This is a genomic window from Polaribacter aestuariivivens (genome assembly GCF_005885675.1).
Taxonomy (GTDB): domain Bacteria; phylum Bacteroidota; class Bacteroidia; order Flavobacteriales; family Flavobacteriaceae; genus Polaribacter; species Polaribacter aestuariivivens.
Genome location: NZ_VANR01000001.1, coordinates 214935 through 232271, shown reverse-complemented (window position 1 = coordinate 232271; position 17337 = coordinate 214935). Strand labels below are relative to the sequence as shown.

General features: G+C 28.5%; 20 protein-coding genes. 11 read left to right on the top strand and 9 right to left on the bottom strand.

Annotated features, from left to right (window positions below; all coding sequences use genetic code 11):
- Positions 1-159: 159 nt before the first annotated feature.
- The 4 genes from FDT66_RS01025 (at position 160) to FDT66_RS01010 (ending at position 4265) form a co-directional block, all read left to right on the top strand.
- On the top strand, positions 160-591 hold the full coding sequence (locus tag FDT66_RS01025; protein ID WP_138534292.1) for a DUF4293 domain-containing protein: 432 nt from the start codon (positions 160-162) through the stop codon (positions 589-591).
- A 311-nt stretch (positions 592-902) separates the two neighbouring features.
- Positions 903-1568: a response regulator gene (locus FDT66_RS01020; protein WP_138534291.1), complete on the top strand. Its 666-nt coding sequence runs from the start codon at positions 903-905 to the stop codon at positions 1566-1568.
- Positions 1569-1733: 165 nt separating this feature from the next.
- Positions 1734-2444, top strand: a complete 711-nt coding sequence (locus tag FDT66_RS01015) for a hypothetical protein (protein WP_138534290.1) — start codon at positions 1734-1736, stop codon at positions 2442-2444.
- 18 nt (positions 2445-2462) lie between these two features.
- Positions 2463-4265 carry a tetratricopeptide repeat-containing sensor histidine kinase gene (locus FDT66_RS01010; RefSeq protein WP_246034725.1) on the top strand — a complete coding sequence of 601 codons (1803 nt, stop codon included), beginning with the start codon at positions 2463-2465 and terminating at the stop codon, positions 4263-4265.
- Here the strand turns inward: FDT66_RS01010 and FDT66_RS01005 are convergent.
- Entirely contained in the window at positions 4240-4737 is a 498-nt protein-coding gene (locus tag FDT66_RS01005) for a metallophosphoesterase family protein (protein ID WP_138534288.1), read from the bottom strand. The two genes, FDT66_RS01010 and FDT66_RS01005, sit on opposite strands and share 26 nt — an antisense overlap.
- Positions 4738-4834: 97 nt before the next feature.
- Here FDT66_RS01005 and truA point away from each other — a divergent pair, with 97 nt between their 5' ends.
- Positions 4835-5560, top strand: coding sequence for a tRNA pseudouridine(38-40) synthase TruA (truA, locus tag FDT66_RS01000; RefSeq protein ID WP_138534287.1), 726 nt, complete (start codon positions 4835-4837; stop codon positions 5558-5560).
- A gap of 54 nt (positions 5561-5614) precedes the next feature.
- Positions 5615-7330: an ABC transporter ATP-binding protein gene (locus FDT66_RS00995; protein ID WP_455430481.1), complete on the top strand. Its 1716-nt coding sequence runs from the start codon at positions 5615-5617 to the stop codon at positions 7328-7330.
- Between the two features lie 27 nt (positions 7331-7357).
- Here the strand turns inward: FDT66_RS00995 and cdaA are convergent, their stop codons facing one another.
- From cdaA to FDT66_RS00975, 4 genes are all read right to left on the bottom strand, one after another.
- A complete protein-coding gene (gene cdaA / locus FDT66_RS00990; protein ID WP_138534285.1) occupies positions 7358-8128 on the bottom strand; it encodes a diadenylate cyclase CdaA in 771 nt (256 codons plus the stop codon).
- 54 nt (positions 8129-8182) lie between these two features.
- Complete coding sequence (locus tag FDT66_RS00985) at positions 8183-8788, bottom strand: ExbD/TolR family protein (RefSeq protein WP_138534284.1); 606 nt, start codon at positions 8786-8788, stop codon at positions 8183-8185.
- Between the two features lie 233 nt (positions 8789-9021).
- The gene (gene folP, locus FDT66_RS00980) at positions 9022-9846 is read right to left on the bottom strand and encodes a dihydropteroate synthase (protein WP_138534283.1); all 825 of its coding nucleotides are present in this window, start codon (positions 9844-9846) and stop codon (positions 9022-9024) included.
- The gene (locus tag FDT66_RS00975) at positions 9846-10427 is read right to left on the bottom strand and encodes an LOG family protein (protein ID WP_138534282.1); all 582 of its coding nucleotides are present in this window, start codon (positions 10425-10427) and stop codon (positions 9846-9848) included. The genes folP and FDT66_RS00975 overlap by 1 nt, the downstream gene beginning before the upstream one ends.
- Positions 10428-10515: 88 nt before the next feature.
- On the opposite strand from FDT66_RS00975, the gene FDT66_RS00970 reads away from it, so the two are divergent.
- Genes FDT66_RS00970 through FDT66_RS00955 form a run of 4 tightly spaced genes read left to right on the top strand, consistent with a single transcriptional unit; the run spans position 10516 to position 13167 of the window.
- Positions 10516-11052, top strand: coding sequence for a DUF1599 domain-containing protein (locus tag FDT66_RS00970; RefSeq protein WP_138534281.1), 537 nt, complete (start codon positions 10516-10518; stop codon positions 11050-11052).
- A gap of 24 nt (positions 11053-11076) precedes the next feature.
- Positions 11077-12042, top strand: coding sequence for a BT_3928 family protein (locus tag FDT66_RS00965; protein WP_171032287.1), 966 nt, complete (start codon positions 11077-11079; stop codon positions 12040-12042).
- A complete protein-coding gene (crcB, locus tag FDT66_RS00960) occupies positions 12039-12410 on the top strand; it encodes a fluoride efflux transporter CrcB (RefSeq protein ID WP_138534279.1) in 372 nt (123 codons plus the stop codon). The genes FDT66_RS00965 and crcB overlap by 4 nt, the downstream gene beginning before the upstream one ends.
- Before the next feature lie 55 nt (positions 12411-12465).
- Positions 12466-13167, top strand: coding sequence for a crotonase/enoyl-CoA hydratase family protein (locus tag FDT66_RS00955; protein ID WP_138534278.1), 702 nt, complete (start codon positions 12466-12468; stop codon positions 13165-13167).
- A gap of 122 nt (positions 13168-13289) precedes the next feature.
- On the opposite strand, the gene FDT66_RS00950 is transcribed toward FDT66_RS00955, so the two are convergent.
- Positions 13290-13904 (bottom strand): DUF1684 domain-containing protein, encoded by a 615-nt coding sequence (locus FDT66_RS00950; protein WP_138534277.1) that lies wholly within the window; start codon positions 13902-13904, stop codon positions 13290-13292.
- A 260-nt stretch (positions 13905-14164) separates the two neighbouring features.
- Between FDT66_RS00950 and FDT66_RS00945 the strand changes: the two genes are divergently transcribed.
- Positions 14165-15382, top strand: a complete 1218-nt coding sequence (locus FDT66_RS00945; RefSeq protein WP_138534276.1) for an MFS transporter — start codon at positions 14165-14167, stop codon at positions 15380-15382.
- Here FDT66_RS00945 and FDT66_RS00940 read toward each other — a convergent pair.
- Genes FDT66_RS00940 through FDT66_RS00930 form a run of 3 tightly spaced genes read right to left on the bottom strand, consistent with a single transcriptional unit; the run spans position 15370 to position 17331 of the window.
- Positions 15370-15831 carry a DMP19 family protein gene (locus FDT66_RS00940; RefSeq protein WP_138534275.1) on the bottom strand — a complete coding sequence of 154 codons (462 nt, stop codon included), beginning with the start codon at positions 15829-15831 and terminating at the stop codon, positions 15370-15372. The two genes, FDT66_RS00945 and FDT66_RS00940, sit on opposite strands and share 13 nt — an antisense overlap.
- Positions 15832-15835: 4 nt before the next feature.
- Positions 15836-16903 (bottom strand): VOC family protein, encoded by a 1068-nt coding sequence (locus FDT66_RS00935; RefSeq protein WP_138534274.1) that lies wholly within the window; start codon positions 16901-16903, stop codon positions 15836-15838.
- 11 nt (positions 16904-16914) lie between these two features.
- Positions 16915-17331 (bottom strand): DUF4174 domain-containing protein, encoded by a 417-nt coding sequence (locus FDT66_RS00930; RefSeq protein WP_138534273.1) that lies wholly within the window; start codon positions 17329-17331, stop codon positions 16915-16917.
- Between the last annotated feature and the right edge of the window lie 6 nt (positions 17332-17337).

Sequence of the window (17337 nt, the reverse complement as noted above, 5' to 3'; positions counted from 1 at the left end):
AAGATTTGTATGAGTTTTTTTTGATTGTAGCTACTTATATAGTACTATAAAATAGCTTTTGTGCGGTTAAATTATAAAACAAATATATACTTTTTTTTTTAGTTCTCAATTTTCTTTTTAAAAAAGAATGTTCTACTTTTGTAATATTATAATTACAATATGATTCAAAGAATACAAAGCATTTATTTATTTTTAGCCTCAGTTATTTCTGGCGGACTTATATTTGTTTTCAATCTTTGGGAAAATTTAAAAAATAAAGTTTTTGCATTTGATTTATTAAGTGCAGAATCTTTAAGTTTAAAAATTATTCCTATATTGTTTTTAGTTTCGGCAACCTTGTCACTTATTGCTATTTTTTTATTTAAAAATAGAAAACTACAGTTTGTTATAGGTCGTTTAGCAATTTTGGTAAACCTTATTTTATTAGGATTATCGGTTTATGTATCTCTAACTTTACCTGGAGGAATTAATATTTCGGAGAATGGTATTGGGATGTTCATACCAATTTTAGCTATTTTGCTTCTTGTTTTGGCAAACAAAGCTATTAAAAAGGATGAAGATCTTGTAAAATCTGTAGATAGATTACGATAAAACTAACATCTTAGTTATATTAGTGCGAAAGAAAACCGAGAATTTATTCTCGGTTTTTTTATTTCAAAAAATAAGGATTATACATTTTTACGCATTTTTACGCATTTTGAATTTCAGAAAATTTTAAAAACGTAAATTTGCATAGAAAATTAAGGTGAAAAAACCAATTTTTAAAAACCTGATATACAGTATTTTAGAAACACACTATCCCTGCTGTCAGGGATACCTATCCCTGATAGCAGGGATAGTAAAAATATACGGTCATCAGGGATAGTGAAGTATCTAATAGTTATTTAAATTTGTAAAGTAAAATGAAAGATAAAATATCCGTTCACGTAGCAGATGATCATAAAATATTAATTGAAGGTCTGATAGCTGTTATTAAAACTGAAGAGAACTTAGAAGTTAGTGGTTATTCTTTAACAGGAAAGCAAGTAATTGATTGGTTCGAAACAAAAGGAAACCATGCAGATATTTTAATTTTAGATATTACAATGCCAGAATTAGATGGTTTTGAAGTACTAAAACACTTTCAAAGAAAGCGAAGTAATCAAAAAGTAATTATGCTTTCGAGTTACGATGATATAAAAATTGTTGACGAAACAATAAAACTTGGCGCTTATGGATATATATCTAAAGGAAACGCAGGTGAGCATATTGTAAAGGCAATAAAAAGAGTGGCAAGTGGAAGATTATATTATAGTGACGATATACAAAGTTTACTTTTAAAACGAATGACGGGTGCTAAAATACCAGTTGGAGATGCACCAGAAGATTTTTTATTTGAAAAATTATCTGATAGAGAAAAAGAAGTTTTAAGATTAGTAACGTTAGAATACAGTACAAGTGAAATTGCAGATTCACTAAGTGTTAGCCATCACACTGTAGAAACGTATAGAAGAAAAATGTTAAAAAAATTAAATGTAAAATCATCAGTAGGATTAGCAATGTATGCGGTAAAATTTAAAGTAGTATAAAACCTACCCTCTTTTTTAAGCTTTCGATTTTTAAAAAAATCAAACCCCTAAAGAAACTTAAGAAAAATCCCCCAATACATACTATAAATGCATGCATTGCTCACCTACAATATTTAAGTAACCAAATTGTAAATTAAAATATAACCCAAAAAAAAATCTATTATTATGAAATCTCTAAAATTATTTACTTTAGCACTTTTAACTACTTTTGCTTTCTCATCATGTTCAAATAACGAAACATTATTACCAGAAGCCGAATCTGCAAAACTTTTAAAATCTTATAAAGTTAAAAGAGACGCAAAAGGTTCATATTCTGTAGACTATAATTTACCGGATAATGTAAGAACAGAAACAATTTTAAATGATAAGAAAAACATTAGTGAAGTGTACTTATATGCATCAGAAGAAGGTGTTAGCAGAAGAGAATCACAGGACTTAGTTATCGATGGTAATACTTTAAAAGTAAGTTTTGTTGACACAAACGTTAACAACAATCCATACTTATTAATTGAAGATGATAATATTTCTTTAGCAAAAGGAAAAAACGAAAACATGTTATCGGAATATAGCGTTTCTGCAAATGAAGATGGAACTTTTACTTTAGATTTTGAAGTAAATAAAAATGTTAAGGTAGATTTCGTTTATAATGAAGAATTAAACATTCATGAGGTTCATTTAGAAGCTGGTAAAACTTCAAAAACAACTTATAATAGAACCTTAACAAAAGAAGAAAGAAAAGTGTTAAGAATCGATTTTGTAAACCACATGAATGCACAATCTAAATCAGCATCAAAAGAAGAGTTAACAATAAGAAGAAAGCCAAGAGTTGCAGTTGATAATGGAGAAAGTGGAGAAAACCAAACTACTGTAGGTTAATAAAAAAATATAAAATACTTGGAAAAGAAAAAAAGACTAATAATTTACACAATTTGTATCTTATTTGGTTTCAATCAACTAAAAGCTGCCCCCAATAGTTTTAATAATACTGAAGAAGTTTCAAGAATTGAAACTTCTTCAGTATTTCTTATTGCACAAGATTCTGTTTTTCAAAAAGAATATGATAAAGTTTTTGATTTATATAAAAAAGAAGACTATTTAAAAGCTTTAAAATTAGGACTAGATCTTTATCAATCAGAAAAAGAAAATGTAGAAAATTCCATTTCTATATCAATTCTATTAGCAGATATTTATGATAAAACAAACAATCATAATAGAGCTCTAAAGTATTATAAAGAAGCTTTAAATATTTTAGAAAATATTAATTTTAAAGATTTTAATAAGAAAGACTATTTAAGCGAAAACTTTGCAAAAATTTATTTAAGATTAGGAAGTTCTTTTCAGAATAATGCACAAAAAGATAGTGCTAAATATTTTTATGAAAAAATAGAAGATCTTCCAGGTATAAACTCAGAAACATTAAGATATAAAGCTTCTGCATATACCAATTTAGCGGGTCTTTATGAAATTGATAGTGTTTACGATAAAGCCATTTTATACGCAAAAAAATCAATAAATATAATTCAAGAGAAAAATGATAAATTAGGAGAGGCAAAGGCTAAAATGAATTTAGCAAATATTTATTTATCTATGAATAATTTTGAGATAGCTAAAGAAACTTACTTAGGAGGAATAGATCTTATAAAAAATGACAATAGTCAAAATGCCGTTAGTTTAAAAGCAGATTTATATTACAATTTGGCTTGGGCAATGCGAAATTTAAAAGATTATAAAGCATACGATTTTCAAGAAAAATCATACATTTTAGAAGATGGCATTAGAGACAAAGAAATTAGAAGAATGGTTGAAGAAGTTTCAGCAAAATTTAGTGTAGAAACAATTAAAAAAGAAGCAGAAAATAAACGATTAAAAGATAGAACCACTTTTTGGATATATGGTATAGGAAGTTTAATAATAATATTATCGCTTTTATATTGGCTAAATTATTACAAGCTAAAACAAAAAAACTTAAGTTTAAAACTGTCTAGAACTCAGTTAATTCAAAATCAACATTTAGAAAAAATAAGATCTGAGTCACAGGTTAGAATTTTAAACGCAACTATAGATGGTAAAGAAACTGAACGAAAAGAAATAGCAGAAACTTTACATGACAGTGTAAGTGCATTATTATCTTCAGCAAATTTGCACTTAATAGCCACAAAAACTAATTTTAAAGGAGAAGTACCTTTAGAAATAAGTAAAACGCAAGAAATTATTGCAGAAGCTTCTGAGAAAATTAGAGACCTATCACACACCTTAGTTTCATCTGTTTTGCTAAAATTTGGTTTAAATTATGCTATAAAAGACTTGGCTAGCAAATACTCAAACTCACAATTAAATATAGAAACAGATATTAAAGATTTACATAGATATCGTCAGGATTTTGAAATTAAAGTTTATAATATTATTCAAGAATTTTTAAATAACATATTAAAACATAGTAAAGCAAATAATGCAATGATAAAAGTTTATGAAGAAAATCATAAAATTTGCATTCATATAACAGATGATGGTATAGGTTTCGATAAAAAGAAAATAACATCAAAAGATGGTTTGGGGCTTAACCAAATTGATGCTCGAATTCAAATTATGAAAGGTTTTTTTGAAATAAATTCATCACAAACAAATGGTACAAAAATTAAGGTAGTGTTGCCAATTGTTAAAAAAGAAAAAGTTATCCACGTGCAGCCAACTCTATAATTTCTAAATCTTTAATTTCATCTTTTTCAATCTTAAAACGCAACATGGTTCTAATTTTATGAAACCCATGATTTCCTGCTGCACCAGGATTTAAATGCAATAAGTTTAATTTTTTATCATATTGTACTTTTAAAATATGAGAATGACCACAAATAAAAATTTTTGGTGGATTTGTTTTAATTTCTTCTCGAATTCGTTGATTGTATTTATTCGGGTAACCACCAATATGTGTCATCCAAACAGAAACATTTTCAACTTCAAACTTTAAATCTAAAGGAAATTCTGCTCTAGCATCTTTTCCATCAATATTTCCAAAAACAGCACGTAAAGGCTTGTGTTTTTTTAAAGTATCAGTTACTTTTAAGTCGCCAATATCTCCAGCATGCCAAACTTCATCAGCCTGTTTTACAAACTTTAAAATTTGATTATCTATAAAACTATGGGTGTCAGAAAGTAGTAATATTTTTTTCATAAAAAAAGTAAGAAAAGTTTAACGCCTGTTAAATACTCAAAAGTAATGATAACAAAATAAATTCCGTAATTTTGGTATCTCCAAAAAAATAATTTTCTTGAGATATTTTATAAAACTTTCTTACAACGGAAAAAACTATCATGGTTGGCAAGTTCAACCAGACGTTATGTCTGTTCAGGAAAAATTAAACTTTGCTTTGAGTACTGTTTTACAAAAAAATATAGAAGTTGTAGGCGCAGGAAGAACAGATACTGGAGTACATGCTTCACAAATGTTTGCACATTTTGATATTGTAAAAGAAATTGAAGGAGATATTGTTCACAAATTAAATTCTATTTTACCAAGCGATATTGTAGTGTATCAAGTTTTTAAGGTAGATAATGATAAGCATGCAAGATTTGATGCAATTAGCAGAAGCTATGAATATCGAATTTGGTTGGGTAGAAACCCTTTTTTATTAGATTTTTCTTGGCAAATTCATTCACAAAAACTCGACATAGCTGCTATGAATGATGCTGCAAAAATATTGTTAGAATATGAAGATTTTCAAACGTTTTCTAAAGTAAAAACAGAAGTTTATACCTTTAATTGTGATGTTTCAGAAGCTTTTTGGAAACAAGAAGGTGACTTACTAGTTTTCCATATTTCAGCAAATAGGTTTTTAAGAAACATGGTAAGAGCTATTGTTGGAACTTTGGTGGATGTTGGTTTGGGCAAAATTACCAAAAAAGATTTTAGAGCAATTATAGAAAGTAAAAATAGAAGCAATGCAGGATTGTCAGTTCCTGCAAAAGGATTATTTTTAACACAAATAAAATACTAAGTTTTGGCAGATAAAACAGGAAAGGCTTTTGATATGCAAATCTTTTTGAGACTTATGAGTTTCGCAAAAAGATACAAACTTAATTTTTTTATAGCATCTATTTCTACCATATTATTAGCAATAGTAGCACTTTTAAATCCATATATTTTAAAGAAAACAGTAGATTTTTATATTGTAGATAAAGATACACAAGGTTTAATAAACAGTGTGCTATTAATGTTAGGCATACTTTTAGTAGAAGTATTATTGCGTTTTAGCTTTATCTATTTCGCAAACTGGGTTGGGCAACATATTATTAGAGATATAAGAGCCAAAACTTTCAGACATATTTTACAATTCAGAATGTCTTATTTTGACACAAACTCTGTAGGTAAATTAGTTACAAGAGTAGTTTCTGATATTGAAACCATAGCCGCTTTTTTTAGTAGTGGTGTTTTTACAATTGTAAGTGATGTGTTGCAAATGTTTGCAGTTACAGTTTTAATGTTTGTTTTAAATTGGAAATTGGCATTGGTAGCCATTGCAGTTCTTCCAATATTGGTTTATGCCACCAAAGTTTTTCAAGTGGCTATAAAAGCAACTTTTCAAGAAGTTCGTAATCAAGTTGCAAATTTAAATGGTTTTGTTCAAGAAAGAGTTACAGGAATGAAAATTGTGCAACTTTTTAATAGAGAAAAGATTGAATACAAAAATTTTAAAGATATTAACGAAAAACACAAAAAAGCTTACATAAAAACAATTTGGTATTTTTCAATTTTTTTTCCAATTGCAGAAATTTTATCATCAATAGGAATTGGACTAATTGTTTGGTTTGGAAGCAAACAAATAATTGGTGGTACAGTTCCAGGTCCAGGAACAGTAATGGCTTTTGTACAAATGGCACAAATGTTATTCAGACCATTAAGGCAAATTGCCGATAAATTTAACCAACTACAAATGGGTATTGTATCTGGAGAAAGAGTTTTTAAAGTTTTAGATACAGATAGTTCTATCACAAAAAATGGAACAATTACAGCTGGAAATTTAGAAGGAAATATTTCTTTTAAAGATGTACGTTTTAGTTATATAAAAGACGAAGAAGTTTTAAAAGGTATTTCTTTTGATGTAAAAAGCGGACAAACCATCGCAATTGTTGGTGCAACTGGCGCAGGAAAATCTACCATAATAAATTTAATAAATCGTTTTTATGAAATTGACAGTGGTTTAATTTCTGTTGATGAAACTTCCATAGACCAATATACTTTACAAAGTTTAAGAGATCAAGTAGCTATTGTTTTACAAGATGTTTTTTTATTTTCAGATTCGATCTTAAACAACATCACTTTAAAAGATGACAGTATTTCATTAGAAGAAGTAGAAAAAGCCGCTAAACAAATAGGAATTCACGACTTTATTTTAACACTTCCAGGAGGGTATAATTACAATGTAAAAGAACGTGGTGCAATGTTATCTTCAGGTCAAAGACAACTAATAGCTTTTTTAAGAGCTTATGTAAGTAAACCAAGTATTTTAATTTTAGATGAGGCAACTTCATCTGTAGATACACATGCAGAACAAATGATACAATATGCTACAGAAACTATTACAAAAGATAGAACTTCTATAGTAATTGCACATAGGTTAGCTACTATAAAACAAGCAGATAAAATTATTGTAATGGATAAAGGTTTTATTGTAGAAGAAGGAACTCACACAGAGTTATTAGAAAAAGAAAACGGATACTATAAAAACTTATACGATAAACAATTTAGTTTAGATGTAGCTTCTTAAAAGTTTTATTTAAGATGAAATAGTCCTTTAAATTTTCTTCAATTTATCGCTTAAATCATCAAAATCTTTATACAATTCAAAACCACCATCTTTTATAAAAGAAATTTCACCAGTTTCTTCAGATACCAATAAGCAAACAGCATCTGTTTTCTCGGAAACTCCAATTGCTGCTCTGTGTCTTAAACCAAATCTTGCAGGAATTTTTGTACTATCAGAAATGGGTAAAACAACTCTTGTAGCTACAATAAAGTTATCTCTAATAATTAATGCACCATCGTGTAATGGACTATTTTTATAAAAAATACTTTGTAAAATAGCTTCGTTTATTTGAGCATTCATTTTATCACCAGTATTTATTAAAAAATCTAAAGCATTAGTTCTTTCAATAACAATTAAAGCACCAGTTTTAGTCTTCGACATTTTTTTACAAGCCTCTAAAATGGTTTCAGTATCAATTTCAGAACTAATTTCGGTTTGTAAAAACTTAAGCTGCTTTAAAAAGCTTCGTTTGTTGGTAAAGTTTGTGGTACCAATCATCAATAAAAATTTACGAATTTCTTGTTGAAAAACTATGATTAGTGCAATAACTCCACCAGAAAGTAAATAGCCTAAAATACCACTTAACATTTCCATTTTTAAAGCTTGCGTAATTTTCCAGATTAGAAAAATAAACGCAATTCCAATAACAATATTAATGGCAACAGTTCCTTTTAAAAGTTTGTAAATATAATAGAGTAGTGTTGCTACCAACAAAATATCTAATACATCTAATAAAGAAAATTCAATAAAATCGAACATAAAAAAACAAACTGATTTTAGGCTAAAATACTAATAAATTTGTTGATAAGAGAATCAATTATTTATTTCTGCATCAGATAATAATAATGGATATTTTTCACGAATCAGTTTTATTTTATGTTGAATATTCTTATCGCTACTATTTGATTTTTTAAAATCTTCTAATAAACTCTCATAATTACGTTTATATAGTTTTACCGACAACTTATTTCTTAAGTGTGTATAAGCAGAATTTAAAACATCTAATGTTGTAATATAGGTTTCGTAGTTTGTTATTCTGTCTGTTTTTATAGAAATAATTGCTTTTGTTGGATGATCTGAAGATATTTTTGATTGAGCACCTTCACACCAATCACATTTTTGTTTGTCACTATCAAATCCACCACCATTATCTATAAAATCAATGGCAATTTGTTTCAATTCACTCAATGGAATTGTTCTTCCATCTGCAAAAATTTCGTTGTTTTTGTTAATGTTTACTTCTAAAACATTTCGTTCGTTTACCAAAATGTCTAAAGGAATTTCTTCTTTTGGAGGAATTTTTCTTGCAATTCCTGCATCTATATTCATAGTTGTAGTAACCAAGAAAAAGATTAATAATAAAAATGCGATGTCTGCCATAGAACCAGCATTAATTTCTGGAGATTGTTTTCTACTCATAATTTTCGTTTTAAAAGTTAATAATTTAGATTTTAAATGTCTCTTCGAGCGCAGTCGAGAAGTCATTTATTATTAAAGTTTAATTAAGTAGATTTTTGGCGTTAACATTTATTTAACAAAATTGATGCCATAAAATTTAGATTGCAGAAAGCTGGCAAACAAGTTTAGCCCAGATTGAAGCGACATCCTTTTTGTTTTTACAAAAAGATATAGTGTAAAGCTGGAAATAGCTCCTAAAAAGAAATCTGATTTACAATTTTTACAGCCTCAACAGCTTCTTTTACATCATGTACGCGTAAAATATTTGCGCCATTTAAAAGTGCAATTGTGTTTGCAGAAGTGGTTGCATTTAAAGCTTCTTGTGCAGAAATATCTAAAGTTTTATATAACATAGATTTACGTGAAATTCCGGCTAAAATTGGCGCGTCTAAACTTTTAAAAAGGTTTAAATTCTTTAAAATTTCAAAATTATGAGCAACAGTTTTTCCAAAACCAAAACCTACATCTATTATGATATCGTTTAGTTTTAGTTGATGTAATTTGTAAATTTGTTCTGCAAAAAATGAAATAATTTCTTGAGTTACATCTGTATAAATAGGGTTTTTTTGCATGTTTTGTGGAGTACCCAACATGTGCATTAAAATATAAGGAACTTGCAATTTGGCAACTGTTTTAAACATATTTGTATCCATTTTTCCGCCAGAAATATCGTTTATAATTGCCACTCCATTTTCTACACTTTCTTTGGCAATTTTACTTCTAAAAGTATCAGCAGAAATTATAATTTCGGGAAAGTTTTTTACTAATAAATTTATCACAGGTATTATTCTGTTGAGTTCCTCTTCTTCAGAAATATGAGTAGCTCCAGGTCTAGAAGAATATGCACCAACATCTATAAAAGTGGCACCTTCTAAAATCATTTTTTCTGTCTGCTTTAAAATTTCGGCTTCGTTTTTATATTTTCCACCATCATAAAAAGAATCTGGTGTAATATTTAAAATTCCCATCACTTTTGGTGATGACAAATCCACTAAAGTTCCTTTGCAATTTATAGTCATTAATTTACAACTTTATTAATTATATGTGTAACTTCTGGTGCTTTGTAATTGTCCATTTTTTCCATTAATTCAATCACTGAGTTACCAACTATTAGCATATTTCTATTGGCTTGTTTTAAATAGCCTTCTTCTACCATTTTATCTAATTGCAACAAAACAGCATCAAAAAAACCATTCACATTTAGTAAGCCAACTGGTTTTTGTTCAATTTGTAATTGGTTTAAAGTTAAGGCTTCAAAAAGTTCGTCTAATGTTCCAAAACCTCCTGGAAGTGTAATATAACCATCTACTAATTTGCTCATTATTACTTTGCGTTCGCTCATGGTTTTGCAAACGGTCATGTTTTTTACACCCACATGAATTACTTCCTCTTTGTGTAATAAATTAGGTATTACACCAATTACTTCTCCTTTTTTTTCTAAAATTGTGTCTGCTAAAACACCCATCATTCCTACTTTTCCTCCTCCAAAAACCAAACTGATATTATTGTCGGCAAAATAGTTTCCTAATTTAATAGCACTTTTTTTATAAATAGGATTATAACCTAAACTTGATCCACAAAAAACAACAATTTTATTCAATAGTATGATTTTAAAATTCTTTTGTAAAAATAAATGAAAAGCCTATAGGATTTAGTATTTTTGAGCAAATACTTTTTAACAAGAGAAAATGCAAGATACTTCAAAACAATACGATGCAGTTATAGATGAATGTAGAAGTTTATTCATTAAAAAAATGTCTGATTATGGTTCTGCGTGGCGAATTTTACGGTTACCATCTTTAACAGATCAAATTTTTATTAAGGCACAAAGAATTCGTCAATTACAAGAAAATGAGGTAAGAAAAGTTGATGAGGGAGAAAAATCAGAATTTATTGGAATCATCAATTATTCTATTATGGCATTAATTCAGTTAGAAAATGGTGTTGTAGAAAACCCGGATTTAAACACAGAAGATGCAACTGTTTTGTATGATAAACACAGTAAAATCACCAAAGATTTAATGCTGAATAAAAACCATGATTATGGTGAAGCATGGAGAGATATGCGTGTTTCTAGTTTAACAGATTTAATTTTACAAAAATTATTACGCGTAAAACAGATAGAAGATAATAAAGGAAAAACCTTAGTTTCTGAAGGAATTGATGCGAATTATCAAGACATGATTAACTATGCTGTTTTTGCGATGATTCATTTAGGTGCTTAATTTAAGTTTAATATAATTTTGATTATGAAAGTAGTAGTTCAAATTTCAAGAATAATAGTAGGTGCCTTATTTATATTTTCGGGCTTTGTGAAATTGGTAGATCCAATAGGTTCTCAATACAAGTTTCAAGAGTACTTTTCTGAAAGCGTTTTAAATATGGAATTTTTAATTCCTTATGCGTTGCCATTTGCAGTGTTGCTAATTGTAGCAGAAATTCTTTTAGGAGTTATGATTTTAATTGGCTACAAGCCTAAATTTACTGTTTGGAGTTTGTTAATTCTTACGCTGGTTTTCTTGTTTTTAACATGGTATTCTGCTTTTTATAATAAAGTAACAGATTGTGGTTGTTTTGGAGATGCTATAAAATTAACACCTTGGGAAACTTTTTATAAGAACGTAATTCTAATTGTTTTAATTCTTTTATTATTGATAAAAGTTGAATATATCAAACCAATTTTTAAAGGAAAAATTCCAAAAATAATTACATTTTTATCATTAGGAGTTTTCTTATTTATTGTACAACATGTATTAACACATTTACCAATTATCGACTTTAGAGCTTATGCTGTTGGTAAAAATTTAAAAGAAGGAATGAAGTATCCTGAAGATGGAAGTATTCCACCAGTACATGATTTTATGTTGGAAGATGCACAACAAGATTTGGCTCCTGTTTTACTAGAAAAAGAAAAAGTAATGTTGGTTGTTGTTTACAATTTAGCAAAAGCAGATAAAAACGGATTTCCTGCAATAAAAGCTGCAGCAGAAAAAGCAATTAAAAACGGATATACTGTTTATGGTGCATCAGCTTCTTTTACAGATGATTTATTATTAGCTCAAAAAAAATATAATTTGCCTTTTGAGTTTTTATTTTGTGATGAAACCACTTTAAAAACAATGATTAGAGCAAATCCAGGACTTGTAATTTTAAATAAAGGAACTGTTACTCAAAAGAAAAATTGGGTTGATGTAAGTGAATTAGAACTAAAATGAAGCAATTAATACTCGTTTTTGTTGGTGGAGGTTTTGGTAGTGTTTTACGTTATTTAATTGGCAAATTTTTAAATAATTCTGAAACAGGTATACCTTACGGAACTTTTTTAGCCAATATTTTAGGAAGCTTATTAATTGGTTTAATATTGGGTTATGCAGCAAAAAATGAAGCACTTTCTCAAAATCACACATTATTATTAGCTACTGGTTTTTGTGGCGGATTTACAACGTTTTCTACATTTGCTTATGAAAATCACGTATTTTTAAAATCAGGAGATTTTACCAGTTTCGCATTGTATACCATTGCCAGTTTTGTAATCGGTTTTTTAGCAGTTTTTACAGGAATGTACTTGGTGAAGTTTATTTAATTTAAAAAATGTCAGTTCGAACACACTTGAGAACGATAGCAAACAACCTTAACCTATGAATGAATTTGTAACCTATAAATCAGAAGAAAATTACGCTATAATTACCATTAATAATGGTAAAGCAAATGCAATTTCACACGAAGTTGTAGATGGTTTAAACGATAGTTTAGACAAAGCAGAAAAAGAAAATAAAGTAGTAATTCTTAGTGGGCAAACTGGAATTTTTTCTGCAGGTTTCGATTTAAAAGTAATGACCAAGTCACCAGAATCTGCCAAAGAATTAGTTACAAAAGGTTCTAAATTATCATTAAAAATGTTGTCTTTTTCTCAGCCAATAATTGTGGCTTGTTCAGGTCATGCAATTGCAAAAGGAGCCTTTTTATTACTTTCTTCAGATTACAGAATTGGAGTAGAAGGCGATTTTAAAATTGGTTTAAACGAAGTAATGATTGGTATGACTATGCATAATGCAGGAATTGCCATTGCAAAAGCTCGTTTGTCTGAAGTGTATTTGAATAGAAGTGTGAACAATGCAGAAATTTATAATCCGAAACAAGCAATAGATGCTGGTTTTTTAGATATGGTAGTTTCAGAAAGTCATTTGTTACCAACAGCAATTAAAGTTGCAGGAATGTTTTCTAAATTAAACAAAAAGGCACATGCTGAAACTAAATTAAAAGTTAGAAAACAACATTTAGAAAATTTAGAAAAAGCTATTGAGTTAGATTTGGCTGGAGATATTTCTATAAATACTTAATACAAACTTTAATAATCAAACAAAATGCTTTTTATTTAAAAGGCAATGTAATTAAGTTGAGAAATCTTTTTATGAAACTTTTTTTGAGATTTCTTCATAAAGTCGAAATGACAACGATAAAATTAATGCTTTTCAAAAGCTTTAACTCCTGCTTTTATTTCAATATTTAAGTGATTTTTTCTTGGTGTTAATGGACAAGAATATCTATCATTATAAGCACAATAAGGGTTGTAAGTATTATTAAAATTTAATATAACCGTATTTTCTTCGGAAATATCAGTGGTCATTACATCCATGTAGCGTCCACCACCATAAGATTCATTGCCAGAAGTATCATCCGTAAAAGGTAAAAATAGGTAGTTTTTGTACTTTTCATCACGCGTATCATCTTGACTTTGATAAATTGTCAACTTCAAATCTTTTCCTTTAATAGTGAAGTTTAGTGTACCATATTCTTTGTACAATGGTTTTCTATCGGTAGTAGTTGCCATTTCAAAAACTGGTGCATTTTTGGTGCGAGTAAGTTTTGCTGTTACTACAAAAGCAGAATCTACAGGAAAAAAATCTAAGCCTTTGAATTTTTTTAAATCTTTCTTTTTTAAAGGTGATTTTGAAGCATCTTTAAATCGAGCATTTTCTTTCTGTTGGTATTCAGTTTCACCAACTAAAGCTCTTTTACCTTGAGAATTGCAAGAGGTTATTAAAGAAATACATAAGAATAAGACAATTTTTTTCATCGGAAAAATAGTTTAAAAATCAAAAATACAACTTTCAATTATTTTATGTAGATTTGACGACACATAAGAATTATAAAAAATGAAGAAAGTCATTACAAATAGCACCAAGCAATCGTATTTATTACGAGAAAATCGGTCTGTATATTTGTTTTGATGATATTAATATAAAATCTAACAGTTATAAAAAGTCCGACTTCAAAGTCGGACTTTTTATTTTTACATAATTCTGAATTTGCGTTCAGTTTTAAAATCAACCAACCATGAATGCCTTATTTAAAAACTACATAAATACTTTTAGAGGACTCTCTACAGAAGTTTGGTGGCTTGCTTTGATAACCTTAATTAATAGAGCAGGAACAATGGTAATTCCGTTTTTAACTATTTATTTAGACGAAGATCTTCAGTTTACAAAACCAGATATTGGCTGGATAATGTCTTTTTTCGGAATTGGGTCTTTGGTGGGAACATGGGTAGGAGGAAAGTTGACAGACAAAATTGGGTATTATAAAGTAATGTTTTTCAGTTTATTTCTTACAGCTGTTTTCTTTGTTTTATTGCAATATGCCACTACTTTTAATGAATTTTGTTTTGGTATTTTTATAGTAATGTTGGTAGCAGATGCTTTTAGACCAGCAATGTTTGTTGCTTTAAACGCATATAGCAAACCAGAAAACAAAACACGTTCAGTAACCTTAATTCGTTTGGCAATTAATTTAGGTTTTTCTGTTGGACCAGCAATTGGAGGAATTATTATTGTAAGTATTGGGTATCAAGGTTTGTTTTGGGTAGATGGAATTACATGCGCATTAGCAGGAATTTTATTGTTAAATGTTTTGCATCCTAAAAAAGCAAAAATTTTAGATGTTGTAAAGGTTGATAATCCTGTTTCAGCTTATAAAGACAAAGCTTTTTGGGTGTTTTTTATCGCAATGTTTATTTTCGGTTTTACCTTTTTACAATATTTTTCTACCATGCCTTTGTATTATAAAGATGTAAGAATGATGTCTGAATTAGACATTGGTTTGCTAATGGGCTTTAATGGGTTTTTCATCTTTGTTTTTGAAATGCCTTTGATAAATTGGTTGCAGAAAACTAAAAACTCTAAAATAAAATTAATAGCAATTGGATTGTTTTTAGTGGCTATTAGCTTTTTCCTGTTAAATGTAACTTCTTGGATTTGGATTGTAGTGATAGGCATGTTATTTATGACAATTGGAGAAATGATTGCTTTTCCGTTTTCAAACGCTTTCGCTGTAGAAAGAGCTAAGAAAGGAAACCAAGGAGAATATATGGCTTTGTATGCAATTGCATTTTCGTTATCGCATATTTTCAGTCATAATTCAGGAATGCAAATGGTAGATAAGCTTGGTTTTGAAACAACTTTAAATATGCTTACAATTTTTGCTTTAGTAGGTGTTTTTATTTTGTGGGTTTTGATGAAAATTTTAAAGAAAGAAAAAGAAACTCAATCGAAATAAGCAATATTTTCTCGAACATAATTAAGTGTAAGTTGTACGATATCATCTTCATACTTTTCGAATTGAAGGTCTAATTCGTCCCACAAATCGATATTCGATTCTTTTTGCATTAACAATGCTTGACGGACTTTTAAATTTTTTGGAACAGGAACTTCAGGAAATAAAAAAATGGCTTTGGTAAGAATATCCACAGTTTTTTCTGCTTTGATTGCTACATAAGCATGAAAAACTTCATGAGTAAATTGTCCACAAGAATTAAAAAAGAACTGAATAAAACCACCCTCAGTAACATTTTGCTCTAAAATATCGATGTAAATAAAGTTTTTTTCGAATTCGTTTAAAGTTTCGAAATGATCTTTTTTGGAAATTTTTTTACCAATAATTTCTCCAATTCTGGTAATTTTTTCTGAATCGTCATTTAAGAGCAAAGCAATTTCTGTAGATGTCATTTTTTTACTTAAATTTCTTTACTCGTTTTAAATTCATTCCTTTTATCATCCAATTGGGCAATGGTTTTTTAGGATTTCTATTCTTCAAATTAATATTGATACCTAATTTTTTAATCAACGGAACTTTATGTGTTTCAATAAATTCGATTAAGGTTCCATCACAATCTTCAATATAACCCCAATGTCCATTTGCATCACCCATATCAAAAGACTCCGCACTAATTACCTGAAAAGGAAACCCTTTTGCTTTACATTCTTGAGATAGTTTTTCCATATTTTTAATATCGAAACACAAATGAATATAGCCTAAATCTCCCCAATATCTATCTTCAAAAATGGTATTTGGTTTGGTGTCGATTGCTTCAATTAATTCAATTTCGCTTTCTCCGAAAAGATTACAAAAACCACCTACTCGTTTTTTTGAGTGTGTTAATAGTATGCGCCTAAATTTTTTATTTCCGTTTTTTAATGCAGCTAAATCTTTAAAAACTCCAGTTTTATCATATACAACTTTGTCATAACCTAAAACATCGGAATATAAAGGTAATGCATTTGCAATGTTAGAAACGCCAATAACAGCACCAAAAATTCCACCAACATCAAATTTGTTATTCGCATACCAAGAATTAAATTCTTTAATTTTTAAAATGTTCTGATAAGGATCTTTAACGTAAAAACTTTTTGAACCATTTGGCTCTGTACAGATTTCTGAAATGATATTTTCGTTTAATACTTTTAATCGATTAAAAGTAGCAGTAATGTTTTTTGTTTTAATACAAGGAAAATGAATCCCTAAATCGCCAAGTTGAAATTCTTTTTTTGGTGCAGAAGGTTCTCTATCTAAATATTGCCAAATTTCATAACCACCTCCACCTTGCATGTTTAAACCCAGTAATGCTCTTTTATTTCTCGGTTTTCCACCCATATATTTTGCCATATATGTGGCTTCATTATTATCATCAAAAATAAGTGCGTCTGCACCTAATCTTGTAGCATACCATTTAAAAGCTTCGTCTGCATTTTTTACACCAATTCCTATTTGTTGAATTCCGTAAATTAGTTTTTCTGTCATTTATAAAACTGCTAATTTTTATTTTTTAGTTCTCTTTTTCTTATGGGCATTCCATCTATAATGGTAAATAATTTATCAGATTTTAAAACTGAATTTTGTGTTAATTTAATGCCACCATCTAAACCAATTAACAACACTTTAAAATTCTTTAAATTATGTACGTATTTTTTATACAAAGAGTTTGAGGTTTTCCAATTTTTTTCAAAATTAAAATTATAAATATCTTTCGAAAAACGATATACAAGAAGTTTTCTCTCCAGAAGTTCTTTCTCATGTTCTTCAAGTATTAAAGTTTGATTCTTAAAATCTTCACTATTAATATTATCAGTATAAACTAAAAGAACTCTATTTTTCCATTGGTGTTTATCCATATTCTGACCTAAAGAAACCATTGAAATAAATAAAAAAATAATTGTTATTCTTCTCATAATTAA